The organism is Agarivorans sp. Alg241-V36, from assembly GCF_900537085.1.
Classification (GTDB): Bacteria; Pseudomonadota; Gammaproteobacteria; order Enterobacterales; family Celerinatantimonadaceae; genus Agarivorans.
Map to the genome: position 1 here is coordinate 132,683 of NZ_UNRE01000007.1, position 22,311 is coordinate 154,993.

Genomic DNA, 22,311 nt, shown 5'->3' on the forward strand with positions numbered 1-22,311 from the left:
ACCCTAGTTCTTTTTCTACTTGGCTCATATTCACTCCCATATTGAATTTATTAAGATCTTGGTCAATTAATTACAACAGGGGTTTGTAAGCATCGTGCTGGTATAACACCACCGAGTGCTCCAACATTTGCTTCTCTTCTAAGTAGCGCGCAATGCTAGTAAAGGTGGCCGTTTGTGGCTTTCCAGGGTGATCTTTGGTGGTAACTTCATCTAAAAACAATCCGCCCATAAACAGCTTAAAACGGTTTATTTTAATCGGTTGAGGGTTAAAGTCTGACTTAGCCAACCACTTAAGCTCTTCACGGTTGGTAGTATCAAAGATACTGGCATTTAGCATATCTAAGGTGTGCTCGGTACAGTTTTGAAACTGTCCGTCAAAGGGGTTAGCCAATACTGAATAATTAGGGTTATGCACCAGATGATTACCGCCATTGTTTATCAGCGTTAATAAGCCAGCTTGCACCTCTTTATTAGGAATAATAATACCGGCTTTTAAGCTGTCGGCTCCCCAAAAAAAGTCCACCGGATAATCAGTCACCAAGCTGCTGTGACCTAAATCTCCCTGATTTTGATAGAGGTTATAGATAGCATACCCTTTGGCAGTCTCGCCAGAGTCGAGGGTAATGTTTGAGTACACAGCCAAGGCGGTGTGAGTGAACTGTACACCTTTAGGTAAATCTTCCTGCGGGCGACCAACTCGCCCAATAATGAATACGTTGGCACGGTGTTTAGCCGCATACTTTTCTACTTCTTTAGAAAATTTGGCAATGGCTTCAGGTTGATGCTTGGCTTCTTCAGCTGGCGCGCTGCCAGCGTAACTGCCCACATTAAATAAAATAGCAGAGGCTAGAATTAATAATTTAATCGCTTTCATAGTAAAATTCCTTTTTAACAATGGCTAAAGTGAATTAACGGATAAGAATGAACTCACCAATTTCTAGGGGGACAGGAGCACCAGCAGAGTCAGCTGCTGCAGCAGCACTAATCGTTGCCCCACTGCCTACCGCAGCAACAGAAGCCAAGGGCGCTGCGATTGGCAGAGCAATTGGACCACTAAGATCTCCAGCGACAGAAACTCCAGTACTGCCAGCTACAGCTGCAGTACTCCCTACCACCATTATTGGCATGGTTACCGCAGCTACGGCCACTTGACCACTGCCCTTTAGTCCTGTGGAACCAGCTAGAGCTGAATGTTTGGCTGATTGATTAAAATTCTGCCCCGATTCGGTCGCTGCCGCATTTAAACTACTTAGAGCAAAAGTAGTGATTAGTATCGATTTCCATAGTTTCATTGTTAAATTCCTTTAAAGTTATGATTTGGGAGAGGGCTATTGCGCCGCGCCAATAATGACTTGCTCGCCAATCTCAAAGGGAACTGGCACGCTGGCTTCTTCTGCAATATGTTGAGTACCGCTGGCAACGCCACGGCTTACTTCTGCTACACCTCCACTTACTAACATCACTGGTGTAGTCACTACGCTAAGCGCTAATTGACCACTTCCAGCCAAACCAGTTGAAGCGGCTAAAGCAGAATATTTGGTGGATTGACTTAAGTTTTCGAGAGAGCCAACAGCAGCGGCATTTAGGCTAGTAAGGGCAATTGAGCTGATTAAAAGTGATGTCCATAGTTTCATAATAATTCCCTGTTGGTTAAGTTCGCATTAACCATAAAGTCCGGGAATTTCTGTGTAAACGCCGCTGTAATATGTTTATTATGAATAAACACTAAGTATAGTATTTGTATACCATGAGCCAGTTAAAGCAGATCCGCGACACCCTAAAGCAAGTTTTTCGACAGCAAGGTTTAACCTACAAAGATGTCGCTCAACGGCTAAATATGAGCGAAGCTAATGTAAAACGCATGTTCTCTACCAATAGCTTTTCCTTAGAGCGTTTAGAAGAAATGTGTCATATCGTGGAGCTAAACCTTATTGACCTGTTCTTGCTAGCCGATCAAGAAAAAGAAAAGCTCACCCATTTAACCCGTGAACAAGAGCAAGAACTGATCGACGACCACAAATTGTTTTTAGTGGCAGTATGTGTTCGAGACTCGTGGACCTTTGAAGAAATCATCCAGCGTTATGACTTAAGCGAGCATGAATGCATTCGTTTAATGGCTCGGCTCGACAAATTGAATATGATTCAGTTGCTGCCCAATAACGCCTATAAGCTGCTTATCGCTCAGGATTTTCGTTGGTTACCTAACGGGCCATTGGAGCGCTTTATGGAAAAAATCGTCTTGGCCGAATTCATGAACTCTCGCTTTAACGGCGACGATAGCTTTCGCTTTTATTTGCGTGGCCATTACTCACAAAGCTCTATTGAAATCATTTTGCGCAAGCTGAACCAGCTAACCAAAGAAGCAGCCACCCTAAACCAGCAAGACGCCTCGTTACCGCTCGATAAACGTCGTCATACCGGAATGCTCTTAGCGCTACGCCCGTGGGAGATTTCAATATTTGAAAAGCTGGCGCGGGATGCTAATAAGGCTAGTTAAAGCCACCACATAGACATACACTGTTTAACACTATCACCCAAGGTGAACCACAATTTAAGGATGAGTAATGCTTTGTTTAACCGACCTTTTTCGCAAACCTAGTGGTTTATTACTCGGGCTTGTCAGTTTGAGCATTAGCTCACTGAGCGTGGCTCAAACGGCCACGGAAAACTGCGTAAACATTAATACTCAACATGAGCTGATAGAACAATATATCGAGCAAGCGCCTTATCGTCAGGCACTGCCTAGCAAAGTGAGTCAATTCTCTTATTCACCGGATCAAAGCTATCAAGCCTATTTAGATTATGCACAAAAGCTGATTGCCCAGCGCAACCCGCGCGCCATGATGAGCTGCCCGCTATCGAGCCAAAGCTACCAATTACTCGCCAAGCAGCAACAGTGGCTGGGTACCGCCAAAGTGGTTCAGCTCCTCGCACCCTTTGAATTACGTCATGACAACAACGATAAAGCGGTGTTGTTGATTCACGGTCTAACCGATTCGCCTTATCACTTTCACGATCTAGCTTGGCACTTTTACCAACAAGGTTACGACGTGAGAACCTTGTTGCTTCCTGGCCATGGCACCGCACCTTCAGATCTCGTTAATGTAAGCTATAAGCAATGGCAGCAAGCTGCCGACTACGCGATTACTCGCACCAGCCAAGACTATCAGCAAGTCTATTTAGGTGGTTTTTCTACCGGTGGGGCCTTAATCCTTAACCATCTAATTGAAGCGCAAGAAAGTCCCGCAGCGATTAAAGGTGTCATGTTATGGTCTCCTGCCTCACAAGCAAGTAGCGGCGTAGCATGGATGGCCAAATATGTAAGTTGGTTAAGCACTTGGTTAGACAAAGAAGGCGATGTAGATTTTGCTAAATATGAGTCTTTTCCTTACAACGCGGGAGCCCAAGTTCATGGCTTAATGAAACGTATGAACAAAGGTTTAGCTAAAGCCGATAGCCTGCCAGGTATTCCATTACTCATTGTTGCCAGTGAACACGACCAAACCATTAGTACCGCAGCTACCCTAGAACTATTAGGACAATGGCAAAGCAAACAAACTGGTGCCGCCAAGTCGGCCAATCACCTGGTTTATTATGGAGAGCAAAGCAGTATTCCAGAAGAGCTAAACAAGCAGGTAATGATAGAGTTTCCGAGCTGCACCACCGCCTCTTGCTCAGCAGTAAAAGATGTTGCCCATACAGCCACCATTAACGCGCCTAGCAACCCACATTATGGGGAGAATGGTCACTATCGAAATTGCAGCCATTACTTAGCAGATCTGCCAAGTTACCAGCAATGTAAACAAGGCAAGAAGGTGGTGAAAGGAGAAAAAACCGAGCAAAACTTAGCCCAATATCCGCACTTACAACGTCTAAGTTACAACCCTTACTACCAACAAATGCTGCGCAGCATCGATAAGTTTATGCAGTAACGCCGCCGCTAAGCGTCAGCGGGCATTTTCATACCTTCAGGAAGTTGGTAATGATTGTGAACCTGGCGCTGATTACGACCACTGCGCTTAGCAATATACAAGGCCTTGTCGGCATACTTACACAGCGACGAGAAGTTATGGTCGATGGCTGAACTAGCCACGCCCACGCTACAAGTTAGGTACATAGAGCTCAGCGATTCAGGGTGAGCAATCATCATGTCTTCTAATTGCTGAACGATTTGCTCTGCTAATAGGCTCGCTTGCTCTTCGCTAATGCAGCCAGCAAGTACAAACTCTTCACCTCCCATGCGCCCAACCACCAATTGATGTGGTTTTGCTAGAGTATTCAGCAATTTACCAAAGCGTTGTAAGGCTCGGTCACCCACTGCGTGACCCATGCTATCGTTGAGCAACTTAAAATAATCTAAGTCGCAATACAAAACAGAAAAAGCCCGTTGGCCACTTTCCGCCAATAAAGCCTCGGCTTGTTCATCAAAGGCATGTCGGCGTAAACACAGACTTAATTGATCAACATTAGCAATGTGTTTTAACTGTTTACGTTGCTCTATTAACTGGGTGAACACTCCCACTCGATGACTAAATAGAATAAGCGATACAATCGTGCTCATGCCCAAGCCAAAGGCAAAATGCAGCACAGCATCCATATCAGCTTGCATCCGCATAACTAAGCTGGCCCATATCGCGGCGGCCACTAATAGCGCCATGAGCAACAAGGTGCGCTCTACCATAAAGCCGCCCAAAGCCACTATCACCAGCATTAGGGTGCTACTTTGGATGAGGTCGTTGGTTAGTACCATGTGGCTTAGCGAGTTAAGCAGCATTAGCACCACAACCACTAAGTGTAAAACGGTAGTTGAAGGTTGAATCAAGCGTGGTAAATATCGCCCACTAGCGTAAAGCGCCAAACTTGAGCTCAACGCAATCCCGGCGAGAGTCCAACGCTCGAATGGCACCTCAATAACAAACACATGAGAAATGCTGAGCAGTAAGTACACCACACTCATCACATAGGCCAAGCGCAAACTTTGTGGCAAAGCTAACTCTTGTAAGAGCTGGTGCTGTTGCTTGCTGTAAGGCTGTAACAAGCCGGTTTTTTTTAATCTTTCGAACAATCCATTCACTCCGGCAACTCATTCTTGCGCTTTATTACTTTAGCAATCTGTGAGTTTTCTGCTTAGCTGACGCCAAGCAGTTAAAAATTAGCTCCGGAGCTTAACTGAAACACCGACCAGTCTGAACACAAACAAGTCAATAAATAAGAAAAAATATCAAATTTGATTGTAAACACTCACTTTTTCCCTGCAGCGTCGCTTAAAAGCGACACCTTTTAAACGATAATCCTGCCAATTGCTTGGGTTGAACAAGTTTTCGCCACAGCTTTAGTAGGCCTAAACCATGACTAAGTAGCCCAATGCCCATGCCTAAAATCGGCCAGAAAAACCACCATGGCCCTCCGGTTAGCCAATCAATCAAAAACAACATGCAGCAGATAGATAAATAGCTACTTGCATGAATTTTAAAGGCTAACAACTTTTTTGATTGAGCTTGCTGTTGCTGCTGTTGATGCTGCCATTGCTTGAGTGCCGCGTCGGTTTGCTGGGCGTCCAAACCCGATTGCTGAGCAATATCATACAACTCAGCCTCACTCACATGGTTTTGCTGGTTTTGTTGCTCACGTAAACCCAGCGAGATAATTTGCTCAAGTTGCTGCGGTGAATAGCTTTTGTTCATGTTTTTGTCCTAAGCTGTATGACTTAGATAAAGCATAAGGTCAGAAATGGCAAAGCGTAACAGCCTACGATTAAGTGCAGATATAGCCGATAGAAGGTGATATTTTACGATGAACACCAGTAACAGAGTGCCTTTGTAATCAGCAAGCTTGACGCTTAAACAAGATATAAAAACAGCCAAAAACAATTGAGCAAAGCATTAACCTGAAAAATCCTATAAAATAGGATTTATTAACTTAAATCAATGCATCATGAAGCCTCATTCACTATGCTGATTTGATAAGTCTATTTTTTGGTCACTTTAGGTGATTAATCACAACGAAACAAACTAAACCGGAGAGTTTAGAAAACCTAGAGGTATATATGAGTTCTACCACTACCAACGAGCCAGCCCAAACTAAGGGTGGCATTGCACGCTTCTTAGACACCATTGAACGTGTTGGTAACAAATTGCCCGATCCAGCAATGCTATTCCTTGGATTAATGTTTTTTGTATGGCTGCTTTCAGCCGGCCTATCCTTTGTAAGTTTCAGCGAAATCGACCCACGCAGTAGCGAAACCATCGTCATCAACAACCTACTGAGCGCCGAGTGGCTTACCACTTGGATGACCAGCATGGTTAAAATCTTCACTGGCTTCGCTCCATTAGGAGTGGTTCTAGTTGCAGTGTTAGGTGTTGGCGTGGCAGAGCGCTCTGGCTACATTAATGCAGCCTTAAAAGCGATGTTAAAAGTAACGCCAGCCAAAATGATTACCCCTGCGGTAGTATTGATTGGCGTTATTTCTAGTGTTGCTACCGACGCAGGCTACGTAGTGGTTATTCCACTAGCCGGGGTTATCTTCCATGCCATGGGGCGTCACCCTATTGCCGGTATCACCGCGGCCTTTGCCGGTGTATCTGGTGGTTTTTGTGCTAACTTCATCCCCTCTGGTTTAGATCCGTTACTACAAAGCTTTACTCAAAGCTCTGCCCAGTTATCAGATCCAAAAATGATGGTTAACCCGCTAAACAACTGGTTCTTTGCTTCGGCGTCTTGTTTACCTATTGTGGCTACCATTTGGTATATCACCGATAAAATTGTTGAGCCACGCTTACAAAAAAATAGTCCGATATCTGAAGACTTAGAAGTCGCGTCAGACATGCACTCTACGAGCAAAAAAGAAACCTTTGCGTTTCGAGTTGCTAGTTTAGTAATGCTAGCCTTAATCGGCTTGCTGGTTGCAGCCGCATGGGGCGAAGGTTCAAGCCTGCGTGACGCAAATGGCTCACTCACTAGCTTTAGCGCACCAATGATGCAAATCATCGTGCCACTTATCTTCATCTTCTTTGTGATTCCTGGCGTAGTATTTGGCTACTTGAACGGTAGCTTCAAAAATTCTGACGACGTAGTGGCTGCCATGTCTAAAACCATGGAAACCATGGGCCACTACATTGTTATGGCATTCTTCTGCTCAATGTTTGTATGGGCCTTTGGCCAATCTAACATTGGCGTGCTGATGGCGGTGAAAGGCGCTAACTTCTTACAAGCCATTGGCATGGGCGCACCCGCCACCATTGTAGGCATGATTGTATTAGTGGTATTGATAAACTTGGCGGTGGGTTCATCATCGGCTAAGTGGGCATTAATCTCACCAGTACTGGTGCCAATGCTAATGCAAATGAATATCTCACCAGACTTAGTACAAGCGGCTTACCGCGTGGGTGATTCAAGCTCTAACATCATCACCCCATTAATGCCTTACTTCCCATTAGTGGTTGTGTACTGTCAGAAATACGTGAAAGGCACCGGCATCGGCACCTTAGTGGCCACCATGCTGCCGTACTCAATTGCTCTAGCCATTTTCTGGACATTATTCCTACTGGCTTATTGGGCACTAGGTTTACCGCTAGGGCTTGGCGCAAGCTACGTATACCCAGCAGCGATGTAAGCATAAAGAAACTCAAAACTAAAAACGCGCCGAAAGGCGCGTTTTTTATGGCACTTGCCAGCTTAGCCTGCCAGCCACATAGGCAAAGCCAAGGAGACTTGGGGAACAAATGTAGTGAGCACTAAGGCAACCAAAATAGCGATATAAAACGGCCATATCGATTTTACTGCCGATTCCATCGGAACCTTACCCACTGCACATCCCACAAATAAACATGCCCCCACTGGCGGAGTGCATAAACCCAGCCCTAAATTCATCATTAAAATCATGCCAAATTGCAGCGGATCAATGCCCAGCGATTGCGCCACAGGCAAAAAGATCGGCGTACAAATAAGGATTAAAGCTGCCATGTCCATCACCATACCTAGCAGCAGTAACATCAGGTTAATCAGCAAAATGATGACAATGGGGTTATCCGAGATGCCACTCAAAAAATCAATCATCTTAGTGGGAACTTGAAAATAGGTCAGCATGTAGGCAAAGGCTGCGGCGCAGGCAATCAGCACCATCACCATAGAGGTGGTTTTAACAGAGTTAATCACCGCAGTTTTAAACTTATCCCAGGTTAACTGGCGGTACACCACAACGGTAACAACCAAGGCATACAAGGTGCCAAACGCGCCAGACTCAGTAACGGTGAATACCCCCGATAATACTCCCCCAACAATAATTACTGCTGTAAGCAAGCCCGGTAAGGCCACGATAAAGTGAGTAAATAACACTACAAAACCAGGGAAAGCCTCCGCCGAGTAATCTCTTTTCACTGCAACAATATAAGCCGTAATCGCCAAGCAAACACACATCAGTACGCCCGGCACCACCCCGGCTAAAAACAACTGAGAAATCGATATGCCGCCACCCGCAGCCACTGCATACAAAATCATATTATGGCTAGGCGGGATCATAATGCCGGCTATCGAAGAAGTTACTGTAACGTTCACCGCGTAATCTTCGTCGTAGCCTTTCTTTTTCATCACCGGAATAAGAATCGAGCCCAAGGCAGAAATATCGGCCACAGCAGAACCAGAGATCCCGCCAAACAGCATCGAAGACATCACATTTACTACACCCAAACCACCACGCACTGCACCAACTGCAGAAGAGGCAAATCGCACTAAACGCATGGCAATGCCGCCGTGAAACATCAGCTCACCGGCAAAAATGAAAAATGGAATGGCCATTAGAGAAAACACACTAATACCCGCGGTAATTCGCTGAAAGGCAATTAGTAGCGGTAAGCCTTCATAGGCAAAGGCAGATACTGCTGCAATGCCTAAAGCAAAAGCCACCGGCGTTCCTATAATCACGCCGATAACAAACACTGCCATTAAAATAACTAAACCCATGAACTAATCCTTTAGTTGCCCTAGTGTGTAAGAGCAGTTCTTACCCGTTGAAATAGATGAATTAAATGACCAATTGAATAGAGCAACACCAAGCCGCCACAGAGCATAATTGGAATCGCGCGCACACCTTCTGGGATCCCTAAGAGTGGGATGTCTGAGCCCCACTTAAACAGCATCAGTTGATAGCTATTTATCATCATTACGCAGCCAAATATGGCCAAAGAAAGCTGAGAAATAAGTTGGAAGATTTGTTGTAACCAGAAAGGACTTCGGTCGTAAAAAAAAGACACGCCCAAATGGGTATTTTTATGAATGCCCACAGAAGCACCAAGAAAGGCTATCAGCACCACCAGCAGCAGTGACAACTGCTCTACCCAAGTCGGCGTAGAGTTAAGCACATAGCGGCCAAACACTAACCAGCCAAAGGTTACAGTAAGCACCACCAAGGCAACGCCTGCCACCCATAAACTCAACTGACTGAGTAAGTCTAAAAAGCGATCATAGCGCGAGCGCTCTACACCATCAGGCTGCTCAAACATAAACACCTCTACAACAATAGAAAATGCCGCCCTTAGCTAAAACTTAACTAAGAGCGGCAACCAGAACGTGGTTACTTGGTGCTTTTAATGAGCATAACCAATGGCTTAAGCTCTGGGTTTTCGCCCAAGTACTTGTCGTACACCGGCTGCATAGCTACTTGGAAAGGTTCTTTTTCACTGATTTCATTTAGCTTAACGCCCGCTTTAACCACCTTGTCGCGGCTAAAGGCTTCACGCTCAGCCCATAAATCTCGTTGCACTTGGGCAGATTCTTGGGCGGCTTCTTTTAGCATTTGCTGCTGCGCCTCTGGTAGCTTACGGAAGGCACTAGCATTAACACACAAGCACTGTGGAATAATCAGGTGCTGCGATAAAGAATAGTAACCCGCTACTTCAAAGTGTCCCATCGACTCATATTCAGGCCAGCCATTCTCTGCACCGTCTACCACCCCAGTTTTCAGTGATTGATACACCTCTGCGTAAGCAATCGGTGAAGGGTTACCCCCTAAGGCCGAAACCATGCCAGAGTACAGATCGTTATTCATAACTCGCACTTTCATCCCTGCCACATCGGCAGGCTGAGTAATCGGCTTTTTAGAATTGTAGAATGAGCGGGCGCCGGCGTCGTACCACGCAAGACTAATTAAGCCTTTTTGCTCCATGGCAGCATTAATTTTGTCACCCACTTCACCGTCCATGGCTTTGTGCATATGCGCCACATCATCAAATACAAAGGGCAAGGAAAGCACATTGGCTTCTTTCACGATTGGACCAATTGGGCCTAGGCTAAAGTTGCCAATTTCCAAACCGCCAATTCGCACTTGCTCAATGGCATCAGGTTGGTTGCCTAATACACCGGCGTGATACATTTTTATACTGAAGTCGCCGTTTGATTTTTGCTCCACCAGCTCTGCAAACTTATCCATGCCTACGGTATTAGGGTAACCTGCTTTATGAATATTCCAGCCTTTCCACTCGGTTGCTTGTAAGCTTGCGCTAAGCCCTAAGGCCACGGTTAATAAACTTGTCGAAATTAACGCTTTGTTACGCAGTTTCATGTTCCATCTCCCATTCATCCATTTTTAACGCACGCGCAATCCAAACATCGGCACAGCTGGGCGAGCAGCAAAGATCGGCCTCGGCCAATCACTAGTAATACAATATTGCTAATGATCGTTTTTTAGACAAGCTAGACGGCAACTATTTATCAAATAAATGCTAGCAAAGCATCAAATAGACTAAAGGCGTAGATGAGTATTAATTGAAACAAGAGCCACACCACAGATTGGTACTACTTTATGATGTAAGGCTATGAGCTAGGAGTAAGGTTGAGCTCAACAGTCCACTAATGCTGCTGGTGCCTAAGTGGCAGATTTAGCTTTAGTTCTGCTACCAGAACCTTTTTTATAAGCCTTAGCACTGCCTTTAGCGCTACTGCGCTTTTTGCGGTAAGGCTTTTTACCGGCAGGTTTGGCTAATCCGGCAAAGGCTTGAGCATTAACACTGGCGCTTTGCTCAACTAGCTGACACAACTGGCCTTGCATATCATGCATAAAGCCCTGATAGCTCTGTGCTTTTTGGCTAATGGCATTGAGTTGAGTTTCCCAATGCGCGGTCATATCTGGCCAAGTGCAAAGTGCAGGCAGCGCATTAATAAGGGCTTTGCCACTATCACTGGCATGGATTTGTTTCGCTTGGCGCAGTAAAAATCCACGTTTAAAGAGTAGCTCGATAATGCCAGCACGCGTTGCTTCGGTGCCTAAACCATCGGTATCTTTTAGCACCGCTTTTAAACTAGGGTCTTGCACATATTTAGCAATACCTGTCATGGCCGCCAGCAAGCTGGCATCGGTAAAAGCTTTAGGTGGTTGGGTTTGTTTGTCTAACACTCTTGCGTCTATACACTGCAAGGCCTGTCCTTGCTGCAGCGGCGGTAAGGTAGCTAAGTCTTCCGCCGATTTCTTTTGCGGAAATAGTACCTTCCAACCCAAGTCTTTAATCTGATTGGCAGTGGCTTTAAACAAGCCATCAGCAATCACAATCATCGCTTCGGTGTGGGCATATTGATAATGCGGGTAAAACTGTAGCAAGTATTGTCGAGCAATCAATTCATAAACATTACGCTCTGCTTGGCCTAGTTTAGCTGCATCGTAGTGTTTTTCGGTGGGAATAATCGCATGGTGGGCGTCTACCTTCGCGTCATTCCAGGCCTTACTGCGCTTGCTTAAATCCGCATCTTCACAGGCCTTGGTCAAACTGTGGCTATTGGCTTGAATAGCGGCCACTACCTTGGGCGCTTCTGCATGATGTTGCTTGGGCAAATAGCGGCTATCGGAGCGTGGATAGGTGATGAGAGTATGTCGCTCATACAAGTTTTGGCAAATATCCAAGACCTGCTTTGCGCTATAGGCAAAGCGTTTAGCCGCATCAATTTGCAGGCTTGATAAATTATAGGGCAGCGGCGGCGCTTGTTGCTTATCTTGCTGTTTAAGTGATTTCACCTCACCAGCTTGCTGGTTTACTCGCTTAACCACGTGTTCCGCCAAAGGTCGGCTCAACACTCGCCCTTCTTCATCTTGATAAGGTTCGCAAGCTTCGCTAGGTTGCCACAGCGCGCTAAATCCCTCTGCCAATTCGGTTTGCAGCTGCACTTCTACTTGGTAATAAGGGCGGCTGACAAACTCAGCGATTTCTTGATCGCGCCTTACCACCAAACCCAAAATCGGTGTCTGCACCCGCCCCACCGACAAAACGCCAGAATAACCTTGTTGCTGGCCTTTTAAGGTGTAGGCGCGAGTAAGATTAATGCCGTATAACCAATCGGCACGAGAACGAGCCAGCGCCGAGGTAGATAAGGCAGCAAACTCTTGATTGGTTTTTAATTGTTGTAATGCGCGGCTCACCGCTGCCGGGTTTAAATCGCTAATCAGTAAACGCTGGCAATGCTGCTTGAGCGCGACTTTGGGCTTGCAGTGCTCTATCACCAAATCCACTAACAACTGCCCTTCTCGGTCGGGATCCCCAGCGTGCACTAGGCTGCTTGCTTGTTTTACTAAGCTTTTAATCGCTTTAAGTTGCGAGGCTGTTTTAGATTTTGCTTTCCACTGCCATTGCTCGGGAAAAATCGGTAAATGCTCTAAGCGCCATTGCTTAAATTTGGCGTCGTAGTGCTCAGGTTCGGCCTGCTCAAGCAAATGGCCGATGCACCAAGTTACGCAATCGCCGTTAGCTAGTTGAATGTAACCATTATGCTTTTGTTGAGGTTTAGGCAATACCGCAGCAATCGCGCGGGCAAGGCTGGGTTTTTCGGCAATATATAAACGCAATGAGCTACAACAACTGTTAATTTATACAGTTATTGTAGCGCTTTTTCAGGCTTAGCCAAATACTTGTTGGCTAAGTTTAAGGGTGGCGGCCACATTTTTAGCTGATACGTACAGGTTTTGTTCAGCTTCGCTTAAGGCATGAGCGAGATCGCATGGGCCAGGCACCACCGAGAACACCGCATCAATGCCGTGCTCATGCACCACTTCATAACCCGGCAACATAGCGCCAGCCAAAGCTATAACCGGTACATCGAACTGCATGGCAATTTGCGCAGCGCCATAGGGGGTTTTACCGGCAATGGTTTGGCTATCAATGCGTCCTTCACCAGTAATCAGTAAGTCGGCACCTTCCAAGCTTGCAGCTAAATCCACTGCGTCGGTAACAATTTGCACTCCTGGGCGCAGTTCAGCCTGCATAAATGCCAGTAAAGCGGCGCCCATGCCACCAGCCGCACCGCTGCCAGCCACATGCATGATGTCGATACCAAACTGGCTAAAAACAACGGAGGAAAAACGCCCTAAGGCGGCGTCAAGCTGGCGGATCATCTCAGGCGTTGCGCCCTTTTGTGGGCCAAATACCGCACTTGCCCCTTGCTCGCCACACAGGGGATTATCTACATCACAGGCTACTTCAATATCCACTTCTGCAAGGCGTGGATCTAAGCCCGAGATATCAATGCTTTCTAAGTCAATTAACTCGGCGCCACCGCGTTTTAAGGGCTTGTTGAATTTGTCATAAAACTGCGCCCCTAGCGCTTGCAACATACCTACACCAGCATCGTTGGTAGCACTGCCACCTAAGCCAATAATTAGCTTAGTTGCGCCGGCGTCTAAGGCGGCGCTAATTAGCTCACCCGTGCCATAGCTAGAGGTTTTACGCGGGTCTCGCAGGGCTGGGTCTACTAAGTGCAAACCCGATGCAGCAGCCATTTCAATTACGGCGGTTTGCTTGTCACCCAATACTCCAAAAAATGCTTCTACTTGATTGCCTCGCGGCCCTGCTGCCAGTACTGGCATAATTTGCCCATTGGTAGCATCTACCATGGCTTGCACCGTTCCTTCGCCACCATCGGCTAAGGGCACTTTGCAATATTCAGCGTCTGGGAAAATCTGCAGAAAGCCTTGCTCTATCATCTCAGCGGCTTCCATGGCGCTAAGGCTTTCTTTAAATGAATCGGGCGCAATTACTATCTTCATCGGCTTTCCTTTTCAAACTTTAGGCTGGCTGCAAGTTACTGTTGCGGCAGACAATCTTGGGTATAACTGCGGATCTGCTCACTCAGTTGTTTCATTAACTTACCTGCTAATTGCCAGTGATGCCAGTACAAAGGCACCCTAACCTGCAAGCTTGGCGTAAGGTTTATTAAACTACCATCATCAAGGTGTTTGGCCACTTGCAGGCGAGAATTCAAACTATAGGCGCCGCTGGCTAACGCCAGCTCCATAAAGGCTTCAGAAGAGCGTACTGTGTGACAAGGGTACTGGCCGGGACTTAAAGAAAAATGCTCTAACAAAAATTGAATATGCATATCATCGTGCTGATCAAAAGACATTCCCGGTGCACCACTTAAACTGTCACGATTAACCCCATTGGGAAAAAATCGCTGCACAAAATCAGGGGTCGCTACACATAAATATTCCATGTATCCCAAAAAGTGACTATCACTGCCAGCCACCGGCGTTGCATGGCTCGTTACGCAAGCCAGCACTTCGCCACTGCGCATCCGCTGCCAAGTACGAGATTCATCTTCCACGTAAAGATTCATTTCTACCCGCTGCTGCTGCAAAGTAGGGCTAAGCGCTGGGATCAACCAGCTGGCCAAGCTGTCGGCATTAACCGCCAATGGCAGCGCCTGCACCCGGGTTTCATCAACATTTAACTGATTGACTAATTCGGTTTCTAACTGCACTACACGCTGGTAATGACCCAGCAATTGCTGGCCTAAGTCAGTTGGCATTAAGGGCTGAGAGCGAATTAACAAAGGTTGACCCACTTGGCTTTCCAGCGCTTTTATTCGCTGCGACACCGCCGACTGAGTTAAGTGCAAACGCTGGGCGGCACGCTCAAAACTTTGCTCACTCAGCACACAGTCTAAGGCTTTCAATAATTTGTAATCAATCTCGCTCAGCTTCATTAGTAAAACTTATTCAGTATTAAATTTATTAGTTTTATTAAAGCAGATCTTCTGGGTATAGTCCTGCCATTGTTTCTAAAGAGCCTACCTTAATGATTGCAAGTTACTTCACCGGCCTCAGCCTAATGGCAACTTTAATTATGCCCATTGGTATGCAAAATGCCTTTGTATTGAACCAAGGGATCCGTCGCCGCCATCACCTACTTGTGGCTGGCCTTTGCTCAATCGCCGATGTGTTTTTCATGTGCTTGGGCGTATGGGGCGGCGCTCAGTTGTTTAGCGCTTACCCTTGGCTGCTTTACAGCATCAGCATTTTGGGTGCGGGCTTTATGATGATGTATGGCTTTCAATGTTTGCAGCGTGCTTGGAAGGGCGAAAGTAGCTTAGAGCAAGGTGAAGCGAAACATGAGCTGAAAGCCATTGTATTGGCCTGTTGCGCCTTTACCTTTTTAAATCCACATGTGTATATCGACACCATCGTTATCTTGGGTGGTTTTGCTGCCAACATTAGCCTAGAAGAGCGACCAATGTTTGTCGCTGGCGGAGTGAGCGCTTCGTTTCTGTGGTTCTTTGGTTTAGCGCTGCTCGGCGCTAAACTTGCCCCTTGGTTAGCCAAGCCTCGCGCCCAGCAAATCATCGACAGCCTAATTGGTTTGATGATGTTTGGACTGGCGATTTACTTGTTGAAGTTTGTGTTTACTTAAATCTGATAATTATCACGCTTACCAATATCGTAATGCATTGGCTGACGGAATTTTTGGTAAGCGATATAAATAACTAAGGCGCTAATGCTCAACAACACCGCACCGCGCAAGCTTAACCAAGGGCTAAAACGTAATAGGTAATCAAGCACCAACAGGGCACCTAACCAACGTAGCCACCCCAGCTGAAAACAAAAGCTTTCTTTAAAAGCCAAGCCGCTAGCCACAAAGTAAAAGCACGCTAAAGCCGCATGAGCCAGCATCGGCCAATGCCACAGATAAAACGCCATTGCCAGCCACATACCTAACCAAGCAGCGCCTTGCATTAAGTAACGAATGGCTTTGCTATATAGGTGCAAATTATAGGCTTGTAAGCCAATGGCGGCGGCCAACAGCCATAATGGCTGCCAAGTGGCGCCACCAATTAAGGCACTATAAGCGGCACAGCCAAAGCTAGTGCAAAGCAAAAACCAGCCTAAGCGGTATAAGCCAACACTGATTTTATCTACGCTATCTAGCTGCTCTTGGTGTTCAGGATTAGCCACGCTTTGCTTCCTTAAGGTTGTTCATTTGATTAATGCCTGCTTAAGTCTCTGGCTAAAATTAGTGCCAAACCAATAATTTGTAGAAATAAAGCGAGGTTACGTAGGCTAGAGATCCAACCCATTTGCTCGGTGTAATCGTCCATTAAGTCTAGGTTTTGTAAGTACCAGTTATCTATTCGATTGCGTTGCTGCTCTTGCACCTTGGCAATTTGCTGGTCTAATTGCGGAAGATTATCCAAGTCGAGACGTGGCAGCGCAGCCATGTCTAACCAATATTTAAGGTCGTTTCGCAGCAATGCTTGCACCGGAGCAGGAATGCTTTGCTGGTTGTGGGCGGCGCTGGTGAGCAAGCTAAGAATAAGCTCGCGTTTGCGCTCTAGGGCGTCTATCTGCAACCAGGTTTGTCGAATCAAATTATCGTTGGCGCTTTGTTGCTGCACTAACTTGTGGGCATCTTGACTCACTCGGTCGATGTAAAAGTTGGTCATCAAAGCTGCCACCACATTAAACAGTAAGCCAATAGAAACCAGCAGCTGGGTGCGTGTGATTGACCAAGCCATAACTTTCTCCCTAATTTGTAACAAGTGACCAATCACTACTTGTTTCGATAGCGATATCAGCCTAGTAGACCCGCTTCAAGCCCTTTGTCTTTCTAGCTGAAACTTGAAATTAAGTATGGTTATGGCTTTGATTTATTTCTAGTTTAGTCCTCAATCAGCTACTTACTTCGATTTAGACTTACGCGCCGCAAACACTTGTCGAGGAGAGAAGCCCGTGACTAAGGCGGTGCCAAGCAAAATAATCATGGTGCCCACTACGGTGCTCCAGCCAATGCTTTCTTGCAGAAATACACTGCCCCAGAAAATGCCAAAAATGGGGATAAGAAAGGTGACGGTAAGCGCCGAAGAAGCCCCTACATCGCTAATTAAACGGTAGTAAAGCAAGTAAGCCACACCACTACAAACCACCCCTAAAAACACCACCGATAGCAACAAGTTGCTGCTTGGTGTTTCATGCACCGGAAAAAACAATAGCGCTGGCAGCACCAAAATGGTGGAGGCCCACATGCCGCCATGGGCATTAGCAAAAGGCTCTACCGATTTAGCCGAATGTGCATAGCTACTGGCAATGCCATAACAGACCGCCGCACCAATCGAGGCCGCAATGGCCAACTTAGCCCCTGGTTCAATGCTGGCATTGTCAAAGCCAACCAATATGGCAACCCCCACCACGCCAATAGCTAAACCTAGCACCTTTTTGCTGGGCAGCGCTTGGCGCAGCCATAGGGCCGAGATTATAGCCCCCCAGATCGGGGCGGTGGCATTAAGAATAGACAGTAATGAAGCCGACAAGGTTTGCGCCGCATAGGCCAACAATAAAAACGGCAAGGCAGAATTAAAAAAGCCCAAGATAAAATAGTGCCGCCAATGCTGCTTAAGGTGGAGCTTCTTTTTTAAGAAATACCCCACCATCAATAAAAACAAAGCAGCAAAACCTACCCGCAATTCTATTAGCATTGCCGGGCCAAGTACCGGGGCAGCAATGCGCATAAACAAAAACGAACTGCCCCAAATTGCCGACAACAGTAACAAGCGGATAATGCTAGCTAATTCCATTTTCGGTTCCTAATCCATGAGAGAAAAATGCAGTGTGCAATAAACTAAAACAACAAGCGACCCGATAATGGTTTAGCCACAAAAAAAGCCACCCGAAGGCGGCTTTAATCAACTGTAAACTTGCTTAGCGTGCTGCTTTAATGTGATCAGCAATGAGGAAGGCAAGTTCCAATGCTTGGTCAGCGTTTAAGCGTGGGTCACAGTAAGTATGGTAGCGCTGGGCTAAATCATGCTCGGTGATTTGGAAAGCTCCACCAACACACTCGGTCACGTTACGGCCAGTCATTTCAAAGTGAACACCACCGGCGTAGGTGCCTTCGGCTTTATGAATTTGGAAGAACTGCTGAACTTCGCGAAGTACGTCGTCTACGCGGCGCGTTTTGTAACCATTTGGCGCTTTAATGGTATTGCCGTGCATTGGATCTGAACTCCACACCACGTTTTTACCTTCGCGCTCAACCGCCTTAATCAAGTTAGGTAAGTGATCAGCAACTTTATCTGCGCCCATACGTACGATTAGGTTTAAACGGCCCGCTTCGTTGTTCGGGTTAATGATGTCGATAATGCGCAACAGCTCTTCAGGATCGGTAGTTGGACCGGCTTTTAAGCCAATCGCATTTTCTACGCCACGTAGGAACTCGATGTGTGCATGGTCAATCTGACGAGTACGATCGCCAATCCATAACATGTGTGCCGAACAGTCATACCACTTGCCGGTTAAACTGTCACAGCGAGTTAAAGCTTGCTCGTAAGGAAGCAACAAGGCTTCGTGAGAAGTATATAAGTTAGTTTCACGCAGCTGAGGCGCAGTAGCGGGGTTAATGCCACAAGCGCTCATAAAGGCCAGTGATTCTTCAATGCTGCCTGCTAAGGCTTCGTAACGCTCACCCAGCGGGCTCTTCTTAATGAAGTCTAAGTTCCACTTATGAACTTGGTTTAAATCTGCTAAGCCGCCTTGAGCAAAAGCACGCAACAAGTTTAGCGTTGACGTAGATTGGTTGTAAGCCTCGATCATACGCTGCGGATCTGGCACACGACTTTTCTCATTAAAGTCGATGGCGTTGATGATGTCACCACGGTAAGAAGGCCAGCTTTCACCATTAATGGTTTCCATGTCTTCACTGCGAGGCTTAGCAAACTGGCCAGCAATACGACCAATTTTAACCACTGGTTTTTGACCACCAAAGGTTAATACTACTGCCATCTGCATTAGTGCTTTAAAGGTATCGCGAATATGACTAGTACGGAACTCATCAAAACTCTCAGCACAATCACCACCTTGTAGTAAAAATGCTTCACCCTTGGCTACTTTGGCTAGGTCTTCACGTAAAGCGCGTGCTTCACCAGCAAAAACTAGCGGCGGCTGATCAGCCAAATACTTCTCGGTTTGTTGAAGCTTTTCTTGATCAGGGTAAGTAGGTAATTGTTTTACTGGTTTGTCTCTCCAGCTTGAGGGTGTCCATTGCGTCATGTTGCGTTCCAAGAATGCTCTAAAAACTCCCATAATAGGCATTCTAGAGCGCATGAAAAGCGCTAATTTTAGTTTTTTTATGCAGGCCTAATTTTTTATTACTTCGCCGCAACAATAAAACGTAAATCACAACAAAAAAAAACAACTGAAATAGCTCACATTTTTATGCAAATCTAGCTTTTAGCCCATAGGGGCAACAAAGCATATTTGTTAATATGATCAACAAGATAACAATCTCTATGAAACCTATGAAACAAGCATCAGCAACCTTAAAAGACGTAGCCAAAGCAGCTGGAGTTTCTCACCAAACGGTAGCCCGTGTGGTAAGGAAATCACCCAAAGTTGCTGAAAAGACACGCATTAAAGTAGAGAAAGCAATTGCCGACTCGGGATACCTGCCAAATCGCATGGCCCAACTACTGGCTCGCCGACAATCTCTCACCTTAGGGTTTGTATCGATTGATATCTCATTGCACGCTATTTCCAAAATTGCCGAGGGCATTCGTAAAGAAGCTTCTAAACAAGGTTTTACCCTATCTATTTCAACCATGAACGAGTTGGATCCCGACGCTTGTAATCAAGCAATTGATGAGCTCTTAGCCTTGCAGGTAGATGGTTTGATTATAAATACCTCGGTCACTCACACCATGATTGAGCAGATTTTGGAGCGTGGAAACTTACCGCCGTGTATCTTCATCGACTTTGACAAAACCAGCGAAGCTTTGCAGGTTTCTCACGATCAAGTAGGCGGAGCAAGCCTCGCCGCGCAACACCTTATCGATTTAGGCCACCGTAAAATTGCCCTAATAAATGGCGCCGAAGATACTTGTGTTGCTAATTGGCGAGAGACCGGTTGGCTGAACACTTTAGCAAAAGCGGGGCTTAAACCGGTGCACAAAATCCATGGAAAATGGAACGCCCGCAGTGGATATCGAGCTACTTTAGATTTGTTAGATGAAGGCCACGACTTTACTGCCATTTTGGTGGCTAATGACGAGATGTGCTTAGGGGTATTAAGAGCCTTGAACGAACGCCATATTAAGGTGCCAGAAGACATCTCTGTGGTAGGTTTTGATAACCACGAAGACAGCGAGTTTTATAATCCACCACTTACTACCGTGGCGCAAGACTGCCTAGAGCTAGGCGAACAATCGGTGAGTTTATTGATGCAGCAAATGAAAGAACAAGCACCAGAGCAAGTGCGCGTGCTGCTACCCACCCAACTAGTCTCACGCCAGAGCACCGGCCCGGTAAAGCCTAAACGCCCTTCCTAAAGGCTTTACAGTGGGTGAGCGCGCCACTCACAAGCGCCAATTTTTAAGTGCTCGAACTGAGCCTTAAACGATGATTGCAAAGGGCTACAGGCATATAAACCTACTTTGACAGAACAACTTGCGGCAGCAGGAGGATCACTCTGCTCCGCGCCGGTTTCTCCAAGCTGGTGTAAATGGAAAATCCGCATTTGTTGGTAGTTAACCCCATCTTTCGCGTACTCAATCAAAAAGTCGGGACCACGACGACTTAGCCGATACCAAATATGCTGCGGGGTCGCGATATCGGTAGTTGCCCAATCAGAATAACCTAAGTTTGTAACCACCGAACCTAAGCGCGATAGGCTGGGCGTTTCATACTCAATCGATGCTTTAAACCAGTTTTCATCGTTTAGGTAAATAATCACCCCAGCTTGATCAAACTGAGCTTGATAGTTAAAACTGACCTTGATACTCAAACTAAAGTTATCCGCTCGTTCAATCAGCAGGGCGGGCGCATTGTCATTACGAAAACCATAATAAGAGCGCTGCCAAAAATCAGTATTGGGTTCAGTCTCAAGCACTAGCCGGTTTTCATCTAAAACAAATTGCTTAGGTGGATTAAGCCATTGTCCTTGTGAAAAATCTTTCATCTCACTCTCCCGCTAACTAAACCTGTGACGGATAACGCGCCAGTTTGTGCTGCAAGCTGCGCTTCACAGTGGGCCACTCATGATTAGTAATTGAGAATACTACGGTGTCGCGGTAGCAACCTTGATCATCGACACTATGATTGCGCAGCACCCCATCCTGCTTGGCACCTAAACGAGCAATGGCCGCTCGGGAAGCTTGATTGTGCCAGTGGGTTCTAAACTCTACCGCGATAGAGCCAAGTTGCTCAAAAGCATAGCTTAACAACAGCAATTTACATTGAGTATTCACTGCCGAGCGCTGGTAGCTTTTGCCATACCAGGTATAACCAATTTCTAAACGTTTGTTCAGCCCATCGGCATTGCAATAACGGGTGGCACCAATCAATTTATTACTGTGTTTATCCAGCACTACAAAAGGCAAAGCCAGCCCTTGCTGCTTTTGCAATAAGGCATTATCTAAATAGCTGTCGATATTGCTGGCATTGGGAACGCTGGTATACCACAACTCACTCAAGTTGCCGTCGGCTTCGGCGCTTAACAAAGCATCTCTGTGACTACGTAACAAAGGCGTAAGCACCACATCCTTGCCGCTTAGCTCAGTCTCAATTAAATAAGAATGCTGATCCATTTCGCCCTCCCAATTGCTTATTTAATAATCCTCAGATTAATACGCAACAAAGTGAATAGAAAGCAAAAACAGTGCTTTAAATTCGCCCCCTAGTCACTACTGCTTTGACTACACTTAAGCGTATAAACGCGGCTCATTCGCTCTCTAGTATGGGCCACCTTATCGCTATTTTTACAACATACTAAGGATGATTATGGGCATTATTATTTGGTTATTGATTGGCGCTGTTGCAGGTTGGCTAGCGGGCAACATTATGAAAGGAGGCGGTTTTGGTGTTCTAGGCAATATTGTGGTGGGTATTGTTGGCTCGGTCATTGGCGGCTTTGTATTTGGGCTACTGGGCTTTGGCAGTACCAGCATGTTGGGTTCGCTGATTACCGCAGTAGTGGGCGCAGTGATATTGCTCTACATCGTTAGTATTGTGAAAAAATAAACCAACCAGCAAAAACAAAAAAGCCAGCTAATCAGCTGGCTTTTGGTTACTTAAGA

Annotated in this window: 23 protein-coding genes; 6 read left to right on the forward strand and 17 right to left on the reverse strand. The window is 46.2% G+C overall.

Annotation, left to right across the window (positions count from 1 at the left end; genetic code table 11):
• Positions 1 to 70: 70 nt before the first annotated feature.
• Genes G6R11_RS16565 through G6R11_RS16575 form a run of 3 tightly spaced genes read right to left on the reverse strand, consistent with a single transcriptional unit; the run spans position 71 to position 1,634 of the window.
• Complete coding sequence (locus G6R11_RS16565; RefSeq protein WP_163134181.1) at positions 71 to 874, reverse strand: DUF2145 domain-containing protein; 804 nt, start codon at positions 872 to 874, stop codon at positions 71 to 73.
• A 34-nt stretch (positions 875 to 908) separates the two neighbouring features.
• Positions 909 to 1,292, reverse strand: coding sequence for a hypothetical protein (locus tag G6R11_RS16570; RefSeq protein WP_163134182.1), 384 nt, complete (start codon positions 1,290 to 1,292; stop codon positions 909 to 911).
• Positions 1,293 to 1,328: 36 nt separating this feature from the next.
• Positions 1,329 to 1,634, reverse strand: a complete 306-nt coding sequence (locus tag G6R11_RS16575) for a hypothetical protein (RefSeq protein WP_163134183.1) — start codon at positions 1,632 to 1,634, stop codon at positions 1,329 to 1,331.
• A 113-nt stretch (positions 1,635 to 1,747) separates the two neighbouring features.
• Between G6R11_RS16575 and G6R11_RS16580 the strand changes: the two genes are divergently transcribed.
• Together G6R11_RS16580 and G6R11_RS16585 are read left to right on the forward strand one after the other, a co-directional pair.
• Positions 1,748 to 2,497 carry a helix-turn-helix transcriptional regulator gene (locus G6R11_RS16580; RefSeq protein WP_163134184.1) on the forward strand — a complete coding sequence of 250 codons (750 nt, stop codon included), beginning with the start codon at positions 1,748 to 1,750 and terminating at the stop codon, positions 2,495 to 2,497.
• Positions 2,498 to 2,564: 67 nt separating this feature from the next.
• Positions 2,565 to 3,932 carry a carboxylesterase gene (locus G6R11_RS16585; protein WP_163134185.1) on the forward strand — a complete coding sequence of 456 codons (1,368 nt, stop codon included), beginning with the start codon at positions 2,565 to 2,567 and terminating at the stop codon, positions 3,930 to 3,932.
• An 8-nt stretch (positions 3,933 to 3,940) separates the two neighbouring features.
• Here the strand turns inward: G6R11_RS16585 and G6R11_RS16590 are convergent, their stop codons facing one another.
• Positions 3,941 to 5,065: a GGDEF domain-containing protein gene (locus tag G6R11_RS16590; RefSeq protein ID WP_163134186.1), complete on the reverse strand. Its 1,125-nt coding sequence runs from the start codon at positions 5,063 to 5,065 to the stop codon at positions 3,941 to 3,943.
• A gap of 199 nt (positions 5,066 to 5,264) precedes the next feature.
• Positions 5,265 to 5,684: a 2TM domain-containing protein gene (locus tag G6R11_RS16595; protein WP_163134187.1), complete on the reverse strand. Its 420-nt coding sequence runs from the start codon at positions 5,682 to 5,684 to the stop codon at positions 5,265 to 5,267.
• A gap of 362 nt (positions 5,685 to 6,046) precedes the next feature.
• Between G6R11_RS16595 and G6R11_RS16600 the strand changes: the two genes are divergently transcribed.
• Entirely contained in the window at positions 6,047 to 7,612 is a 1,566-nt protein-coding gene (locus G6R11_RS16600) for an AbgT family transporter (protein ID WP_163134188.1), read from the forward strand.
• 62 nt (positions 7,613 to 7,674) lie between these two features.
• Here G6R11_RS16600 and G6R11_RS16605 read toward each other — a convergent pair whose 3' ends face one another.
• From G6R11_RS16605 to G6R11_RS16630, 6 genes are all read right to left on the reverse strand, one after another.
• Positions 7,675 to 8,958 (reverse strand): TRAP transporter large permease, encoded by a 1,284-nt coding sequence (locus G6R11_RS16605; protein WP_163134189.1) that lies wholly within the window; start codon positions 8,956 to 8,958, stop codon positions 7,675 to 7,677.
• A gap of 20 nt (positions 8,959 to 8,978) precedes the next feature.
• Positions 8,979 to 9,497 (reverse strand): TRAP transporter small permease, encoded by a 519-nt coding sequence (locus tag G6R11_RS16610; protein ID WP_163134190.1) that lies wholly within the window; start codon positions 9,495 to 9,497, stop codon positions 8,979 to 8,981.
• A gap of 71 nt (positions 9,498 to 9,568) precedes the next feature.
• Complete coding sequence (locus G6R11_RS16615) at positions 9,569 to 10,555, reverse strand: TRAP transporter substrate-binding protein (RefSeq protein WP_163134191.1); 987 nt, start codon at positions 10,553 to 10,555, stop codon at positions 9,569 to 9,571.
• A 303-nt stretch (positions 10,556 to 10,858) separates the two neighbouring features.
• Complete coding sequence (locus tag G6R11_RS16620) at positions 10,859 to 12,823, reverse strand: DNA topoisomerase III (protein WP_163134192.1); 1,965 nt, start codon at positions 12,821 to 12,823, stop codon at positions 10,859 to 10,861.
• Between the two features lie 51 nt (positions 12,824 to 12,874).
• Entirely contained in the window at positions 12,875 to 14,020 is a 1,146-nt protein-coding gene (locus G6R11_RS16625) for a glycerate kinase (RefSeq protein WP_163134193.1), read from the reverse strand.
• A 35-nt stretch (positions 14,021 to 14,055) separates the two neighbouring features.
• Positions 14,056 to 14,958 (reverse strand): LysR family transcriptional regulator ArgP, encoded by a 903-nt coding sequence (locus tag G6R11_RS16630; protein ID WP_163134194.1) that lies wholly within the window; start codon positions 14,956 to 14,958, stop codon positions 14,056 to 14,058.
• A gap of 92 nt (positions 14,959 to 15,050) precedes the next feature.
• Here G6R11_RS16630 and G6R11_RS16635 point away from each other — a divergent pair, with 92 nt between their 5' ends.
• The gene (locus tag G6R11_RS16635; RefSeq protein WP_163134195.1) at positions 15,051 to 15,662 is read left to right on the forward strand and encodes a LysE/ArgO family amino acid transporter; all 612 of its coding nucleotides are present in this window, start codon (positions 15,051 to 15,053) and stop codon (positions 15,660 to 15,662) included.
• On the opposite strand, the gene G6R11_RS16640 is transcribed toward G6R11_RS16635, so the two are convergent.
• From G6R11_RS16640 to G6R11_RS16655, 4 genes are all read right to left on the reverse strand, one after another.
• On the reverse strand, positions 15,659 to 16,204 hold the full coding sequence (locus tag G6R11_RS16640) for a DUF2301 domain-containing membrane protein (protein WP_163134196.1): 546 nt from the start codon (positions 16,202 to 16,204) through the stop codon (positions 15,659 to 15,661). The two genes, G6R11_RS16635 and G6R11_RS16640, sit on opposite strands and share 4 nt — an antisense overlap.
• 29 nt (positions 16,205 to 16,233) lie before the next feature.
• Positions 16,234 to 16,764 carry a hypothetical protein gene (locus G6R11_RS16645; protein WP_163134197.1) on the reverse strand — a complete coding sequence of 177 codons (531 nt, stop codon included), beginning with the start codon at positions 16,762 to 16,764 and terminating at the stop codon, positions 16,234 to 16,236.
• 162 nt (positions 16,765 to 16,926) lie between these two features.
• Complete coding sequence (locus G6R11_RS16650; protein ID WP_163134198.1) at positions 16,927 to 17,820, reverse strand: DMT family transporter; 894 nt, start codon at positions 17,818 to 17,820, stop codon at positions 16,927 to 16,929.
• Between the two features lie 124 nt (positions 17,821 to 17,944).
• A complete protein-coding gene (locus G6R11_RS16655; protein ID WP_163134199.1) occupies positions 17,945 to 19,291 on the reverse strand; it encodes a class II 3-deoxy-7-phosphoheptulonate synthase in 1,347 nt (448 codons plus the stop codon).
• Between the two features lie 248 nt (positions 19,292 to 19,539).
• Between G6R11_RS16655 and G6R11_RS16660 the strand changes: the two genes are divergently transcribed.
• Positions 19,540 to 20,565, forward strand: coding sequence for a LacI family DNA-binding transcriptional regulator (locus tag G6R11_RS16660; RefSeq protein WP_163134200.1), 1,026 nt, complete (start codon positions 19,540 to 19,542; stop codon positions 20,563 to 20,565).
• Between the two features lie 5 nt (positions 20,566 to 20,570).
• On the opposite strand, the gene G6R11_RS16665 is transcribed toward G6R11_RS16660, so the two are convergent.
• Positions 20,571 to 21,194: a DUF1349 domain-containing protein gene (locus G6R11_RS16665; protein WP_163134201.1), complete on the reverse strand. Its 624-nt coding sequence runs from the start codon at positions 21,192 to 21,194 to the stop codon at positions 20,571 to 20,573.
• A 16-nt stretch (positions 21,195 to 21,210) separates the two neighbouring features.
• Entirely contained in the window at positions 21,211 to 21,822 is a 612-nt protein-coding gene (locus G6R11_RS16670) for a GNAT family N-acetyltransferase (RefSeq protein WP_163134202.1), read from the reverse strand.
• A gap of 193 nt (positions 21,823 to 22,015) precedes the next feature.
• Here G6R11_RS16670 and G6R11_RS16675 point away from each other — a divergent pair, with 193 nt between their 5' ends.
• A complete protein-coding gene (locus tag G6R11_RS16675; RefSeq protein ID WP_163134203.1) occupies positions 22,016 to 22,255 on the forward strand; it encodes a GlsB/YeaQ/YmgE family stress response membrane protein in 240 nt (79 codons plus the stop codon).
• Positions 22,256 to 22,311: the final 56 nt, after the last annotated feature.

Bases quoted from the DNA above. Each gene is read 5' to 3' on its own strand.
- G6R11_RS16565 (WP_163134181.1), bottom strand. From the start codon at position 874: ATGAAAGCGATTAAATTATTAATTCTAGCCTCTGCTATTTTATTTAAT.
- G6R11_RS16570 (WP_163134182.1), bottom strand. From the start codon at position 1,292: ATGAAACTATGGAAATCGATACTAATCACTACTTTTGCTCTAAGTAGT.
- G6R11_RS16575 (WP_163134183.1), bottom strand. From the start codon at position 1,634: ATGAAACTATGGACATCACTTTTAATCAGCTCAATTGCCCTTACTAGC.
- G6R11_RS16580 (WP_163134184.1), top strand. From the start codon at position 1,748: ATGAGCCAGTTAAAGCAGATCCGCGACACCCTAAAGCAAGTTTTTCGA.
- G6R11_RS16585 (WP_163134185.1), top strand. From the start codon at position 2,565: ATGCTTTGTTTAACCGACCTTTTTCGCAAACCTAGTGGTTTATTACTC.
- G6R11_RS16595 (WP_163134187.1), bottom strand. From the start codon at position 5,684: ATGAACAAAAGCTATTCACCGCAGCAACTTGAGCAAATTATCTCGCTG.
- G6R11_RS16600 (WP_163134188.1), top strand. From the start codon at position 6,047: ATGAGTTCTACCACTACCAACGAGCCAGCCCAAACTAAGGGTGGCATT.
- G6R11_RS16605 (WP_163134189.1), bottom strand. From the start codon at position 8,958: ATGGGTTTAGTTATTTTAATGGCAGTGTTTGTTATCGGCGTGATTATA.
- G6R11_RS16610 (WP_163134190.1), bottom strand. From the start codon at position 9,497: ATGTTTGAGCAGCCTGATGGTGTAGAGCGCTCGCGCTATGATCGCTTT.
- G6R11_RS16615 (WP_163134191.1), bottom strand. From the start codon at position 10,555: ATGAAACTGCGTAACAAAGCGTTAATTTCGACAAGTTTATTAACCGTG.
- G6R11_RS16625 (WP_163134193.1), bottom strand. From the start codon at position 14,020: ATGAAGATAGTAATTGCGCCCGATTCATTTAAAGAAAGCCTTAGCGCC.
- G6R11_RS16630 (WP_163134194.1), bottom strand. From the start codon at position 14,958: ATGAAGCTGAGCGAGATTGATTACAAATTATTGAAAGCCTTAGACTGT.
- G6R11_RS16635 (WP_163134195.1), top strand. From the start codon at position 15,051: ATGATTGCAAGTTACTTCACCGGCCTCAGCCTAATGGCAACTTTAATT.
- G6R11_RS16645 (WP_163134197.1), bottom strand. From the start codon at position 16,764: ATGGCTTGGTCAATCACACGCACCCAGCTGCTGGTTTCTATTGGCTTA.
- G6R11_RS16650 (WP_163134198.1), bottom strand. From the start codon at position 17,820: ATGGAATTAGCTAGCATTATCCGCTTGTTACTGTTGTCGGCAATTTGG.
- G6R11_RS16655 (WP_163134199.1), bottom strand. From the start codon at position 19,291: ATGACGCAATGGACACCCTCAAGCTGGAGAGACAAACCAGTAAAACAA.
- G6R11_RS16660 (WP_163134200.1), top strand. From the start codon at position 19,540: ATGAAACAAGCATCAGCAACCTTAAAAGACGTAGCCAAAGCAGCTGGA.
- G6R11_RS16665 (WP_163134201.1), bottom strand. From the start codon at position 21,194: ATGAAAGATTTTTCACAAGGACAATGGCTTAATCCACCTAAGCAATTT.
- G6R11_RS16670 (WP_163134202.1), bottom strand. From the start codon at position 21,822: ATGGATCAGCATTCTTATTTAATTGAGACTGAGCTAAGCGGCAAGGAT.
- G6R11_RS16675 (WP_163134203.1), top strand. From the start codon at position 22,016: ATGGGCATTATTATTTGGTTATTGATTGGCGCTGTTGCAGGTTGGCTA.